This is a genomic window from Almyronema sp., assembly GCF_052168255.1.
Taxonomy (GTDB): domain Bacteria; phylum Cyanobacteriota; class Cyanobacteriia; order Phormidesmidales; family Phormidesmidaceae; genus Sphaerothrix; species Sphaerothrix epifaneia.
Map to the genome: position 1 here is coordinate 1 of NZ_JBQLZL010000122.1, position 4,210 is coordinate 4,210.

Annotated in this window: 4 protein-coding genes; 2 read left to right on the top strand and 2 right to left on the bottom strand. The window is 52.4% G+C overall.

All coding sequences use genetic code 11. The features are described 5' to 3' along the window. Nucleotides 1–102: 102 nt before the first annotated feature. Complete coding sequence (locus ACTS3T_RS24125; protein ID WP_462935880.1) at nucleotides 103–1,659, bottom strand: ArnT family glycosyltransferase; 1,557 nt, start codon at nucleotides 1,657–1,659, stop codon at nucleotides 103–105. Between the two features lie 60 nt (nucleotides 1,660–1,719). Between ACTS3T_RS24125 and ACTS3T_RS24130 the strand changes: the two genes are divergently transcribed. Next, nucleotides 1,720–1,977, top strand: a complete 258-nt coding sequence (locus tag ACTS3T_RS24130) for a hypothetical protein (RefSeq protein WP_462935881.1) — start codon at nucleotides 1,720–1,722, stop codon at nucleotides 1,975–1,977. Nucleotides 1,978–2,015: 38 nt separating this feature from the next. On the opposite strand, the gene rpiA is transcribed toward ACTS3T_RS24130, so the two are convergent. Then, a complete protein-coding gene (rpiA, locus tag ACTS3T_RS24135) occupies nucleotides 2,016–2,720 on the bottom strand; it encodes a ribose-5-phosphate isomerase RpiA (RefSeq protein WP_462935882.1) in 705 nt (234 codons plus the stop codon). A 562-nt stretch (nucleotides 2,721–3,282) separates the two neighbouring features. Between rpiA and ACTS3T_RS24140 the strand changes: the two genes are divergently transcribed. After that, nucleotides 3,283–4,026, top strand: coding sequence for an SDR family oxidoreductase (locus tag ACTS3T_RS24140; RefSeq protein ID WP_462935883.1), 744 nt, complete (start codon nucleotides 3,283–3,285; stop codon nucleotides 4,024–4,026). Nucleotides 4,027–4,210 lie beyond the last annotated feature (184 nt).

The following is a 4,210-nucleotide window of genomic DNA, read 5'->3' on the forward strand; positions in this document are numbered from 1 at the left end:
GGGAAGGGGAGAGGGGGAGAGAGGGAGAGAGGGAGGTTTTGGAGGGGCTTGGGGGTGTTCTAAAGGGGGGCTGGGTGAAATTGACCAGGGATGCTTGGGGGTTTAGCGTTTGAAGTGAGTTGCATGGCTGAGATAGTAGTGTTTGATCAAAATACCTAGCCGGGTGATGGTAAGGGTTTGAGGGGGGGTGAGGGTGGCAAAGTGCGATCGCAGTTCGGCTGTAAGTGGGTGCCAGTCATCCCAGAGGAGTAGGGCGTTTTGGCCGGACAAGTCAGTCTGAGCTAGCCAGAGGTCAAACTGATCGCGGCGATCGCTAAGGGCAAAAACATTCGGTTCGTTGAGGGCGTAGGCCAGGGCAGAGGCTGAGCGGTAGTCGGTGGTGGCGAGAAACGTGTCAACGTTGTGCTGCGATCGCTGGGTTTGAACGGCTGCGGCTACTTGCGACCAGCCAAACAACATGCGAGTATCGGGATCAACCCCAGCGGCATCGCGGCTGATGAGGGCAGAAAGCGGCAAGACGCTGTAGTGAAAGACGATCAAGGCTGCGAACAGTAAGCCATAGCCTTGCCCCAGCCAAAATAATTGGCGCTGGCGGAGCGGCGGCGCGATCGCCCCCGATGCTGATTTGCCTAGCAGCACCGCAGGCAGCAGTGGCAACAGCAGCGGATATGCCATGATGTTCCAGTAGTAGAGAGCGGTGGAAAAGAGGGCAATTAAGCTAAGGCTAAGGGTGGGGATGATGAATACCCAGCAGGCCACCCAGCGGTAGAGGGCTGCTCTCTGGGTGGCGGTAAAAGCAGATTCTCTCCGGCTGGCTGGTAATTGAGCCAAAGTTTGAAAAATTAGCCCTACGGTGACAGGCGACAGCAGCAAAATCGAAAATACCCAAAAGCCAAGGGGTTCAAAAGGTTTAATTTGTAGACCCGCTGTCGTACCTGCATCCACACTGCGGCTGGCGTAATAGTGAAACGATTGCCAGTCGTTTAGCACATTCCAGACTAAGACGGGAACAAAGGCGATCGCGGCTAAAGCCAGTGCCAGATAGAGACGGCGATCGCGCAGCAGTTTTCTTAGAGCAGGATGAAAGGCAATCGCGGCTCCTACGCCTGCTAGCACAAATACCGCATTGTATTTACTCAGCCCAGCGAGGCCGATTAGCCCCGCTGCCGTATAAAGTCGTCGGCTGACGCCGCAACCATTTGCCAGGTAACTATCCGCAAAGCGGACAAATTCATAACCTGCCATCAGCGAAAACGTGACTAGCAGGTGATCAGGCCAAGCCAACCCCAAAAAAACAAAATAAAGCGGCGAGGCCAAAGTTAGCACCACCACCAGACCCAAAGCGGTTTTGGCCTGCGAGCCGTAGAGATAGCGGCAAATGCGGTAGTGGGTGAAAAAGAAAAGGGCGCTAGTCAGTAAATTGGGCAGACGGAGGCTAAAAAGCGATCGCCCCAGCATTGTAGTCAACAAGCCCTGAAGCCAAGCCTGGAGCGGTGGATGGTCGTAGTATGACCAGTCGAGATGCTGCCCCCATAGCCAGTAGTAAGCTTCATCAGGGTTAGGAAAAGCAGTCAACCAAAAAACTAACCGCAGTAGTCCGAACAAGCACAGCAGCGGCCAGACTCGCGGCCAGAGGGCTGAAGCATTTGCTTTTTCCATCAACAGCGTCCTCCTACACCCTAGTCGTCTGTCAACTGGCAATTAACGGCTGCAATCAGGGTGAATGGCGATATATGCCAAATTCACTGGCGATCGCCCTCTTTTACCATTCCAGAAAGTTTGAACATATTTGCGTCGTTTCAACCCACGCAGCGACCAGGCTTTGCCCCCGGTTTGATAGAAGAGAAATCGGTCTGTAGCCTCTTAAACCCGCCGCTACCGTCCCCTTGTCAAAGCAGAAAATTGGAGATTAAGGCAGGCAAAGGCCGAATTACTGGGCGGCAAGCCACTAGGGAGGTTTCCCAGGCCGGAGCCTAGGAAACAAGGGAACCCGGTCAGTTTGACTTACCCAACCCTTACATCGATCGCACTTTGGCTTCGCCGTCGATCACTTCGCCAATAAGAATCTCGTCGGCAACCCCAGCAAAAATACCATTTTCGACCACCCCTGGAATATTATTGAGCGTCTTTTCCAGTTCTGCCGGACTGTCAATGCCACCATCAAACTTTACATCAATAATCAGGTTGCCGTTGTCTGAAACCACCGGGCCAGCTTTCTTTACCCCCATGCGCAGTTCTGGCTGACCGCCGAGTTTTTGAATCGCTCGCATCACCGGAGTGGTTGCCATGGGGATGACTTCAACAGGCAGCAAAAAGGTTGTCCCCAGCTTGTCGGTAAGCTTGCCGCTATCGACCACTACAATAAACTTGGCCGCTAAAGAATCGACAATTTTTTCCTGCGTGTGAGCGGCACCGCCCCCTTTGATCAAATTCTTCTGCGGATCGACTTCGTCCGCGCCGTCGATAGCGATGTCAATGTGATCGACTTCATCCAGACCCACCAGCGGAATGCCGTAGTCGCGGGCTAAGACAATTGCTTGAAAAGAGGTGGGAATGCCTTTGATATCTTTGAGTTCACCTGCTTTTAGACGTTCGCCAATGAACTGAATTGCGTAGGCGGTGGTGGAACCTGTCCCTAGACCAACAATTGAGCCAGATTGCACCTGATTGGCAGCGGCTCGCCCGACTTCTTGCTTCATCAGCTTAACGGCATCAGACATGTTGAAACCTCCTGTAATCTCCCGGTTTCTAGAATGACGTAAAGTGGCGGTCTTGCATAGCGCTGCCAAGCCGTTAAGACTGGTGGGCTTTTCCGCGATCGCTTAAAGTCATTCGGCACAACGGCAAAGACGCCTGTTATCTAAAGGGATCGCTATGCTGCTACATCGCCATACCCTGCCCCTGCTGGTTCGTTTTGCGGTCGGACAGGCGATCGCTGTTGGCATACGGCTTGTGATAATGCTCAAATTGAGCAGCCCTCGGTGCTGCTGCGATTGAGGGGTCTGAAGCTTTGCCAGCAACGGTTGCTGCTACCGTACAGGTCGATAAGGGTTAAACAGTGGTAGGGGCGATACAACCTGCCAGGTAGCAGTAACGGTATGCTCTGACTAGCCGGCAGGCGTTGTCTTGCCAAGGGTATGAAGCAAAGGGCGCGATAGCGGTAGCACCCAGGCTGGGACGTTTAACTGGCTGCAAGCCGCTAACCGAAAACCTCGCACTCCACTTGCTGCTTTTGCTTCTGCTTTCAAATTTTGGGTTTGTAGCTAAGGAAGAAAAATCTGTATGACTTACGATCTCAAAGACAAAATTATCCTGGTCACAGGAGCCAATCGCGGCATCGGTAAAGCGCTGGTTGACTCTTTTGTGGCCTATGGAGCGGCCAAAGTCTATGCCGCCGTTCGGCGTTTGGAAACGGCTACGCCTTTGGTTGAGAATTATGGCTCTAAGGTGGTGGCTGTTGAACTGGATCTAGCTGAGCCGCACTCGATTACAGCAGCAGCGGTAGCAGCTCAGGATGTTCAAGTCGTGGTTAATAATGCTGGTGCTTTTCAAGCGGCTACGCCCCTAGATGAAAACGCGATCGCCTCTCTTGAATTTCAGATGAATGTCAACGTTTATGGCTTGATTCGCATGGCTCAAGCATTTGCTCCGATTCTCAAAACCAACGGTGGGGGCGTTTTTGCTCAGATTAATTCTGTCGTTTCGATGAAGACGTTTGCTAACTTTGCCACTTATTCGGCTTCCAAAGCAGCAGCTTATGCTATTACCCAAGCGCTGCGGGAGTTATTGAGCCAGCAGGATACCCTCGTTCTTAGTGTTCATCCCGGCCCAATTGCAACGGATATGGGAGATGCGGCAGGGCTGACAGACATTGCCGAACCACCTACTTTGGTGGCAGATGGCATTATTGCAGCGCTGAAGGCAGCAGATTTTCACGTTTTTCCAGATTCAATGGCTCAACAAATCGGGGAAGCCTATAAAAGCTTTGCCGTCAATGTGGTGGAAGCTGATATGGCAGAAGGCTAGCGATGAGGCTTAAAAACCGAATCTGAATCCGACTCAGACAGACTGTTAGCGAGCTAGCACAAGTCACCAACCGCTGGTCAGCCTCTAGCGATCGCCTCTGAGTTCTTAACTGTTGCGCGGCTTAATCAACGCCTGCTAATACCGATTCTTCAAAAGAAAGGTACAGATGAGACTGACGAAACGT

Coding starts and splice junctions, on each gene's coding strand:
- ACTS3T_RS24125 (WP_462935880.1), bottom strand. CDS start 1,659: ATGGAAAAAGCAAATGCTTCAGCCCTCTGGCCGCGAGTCTGGCCGCTG.
- rpiA (WP_462935882.1), bottom strand. CDS start 2,720: ATGTCTGATGCCGTTAAGCTGATGAAGCAAGAAGTCGGGCGAGCCGCT.
- ACTS3T_RS24140 (WP_462935883.1), top strand. CDS start 3,283: ATGACTTACGATCTCAAAGACAAAATTATCCTGGTCACAGGAGCCAAT.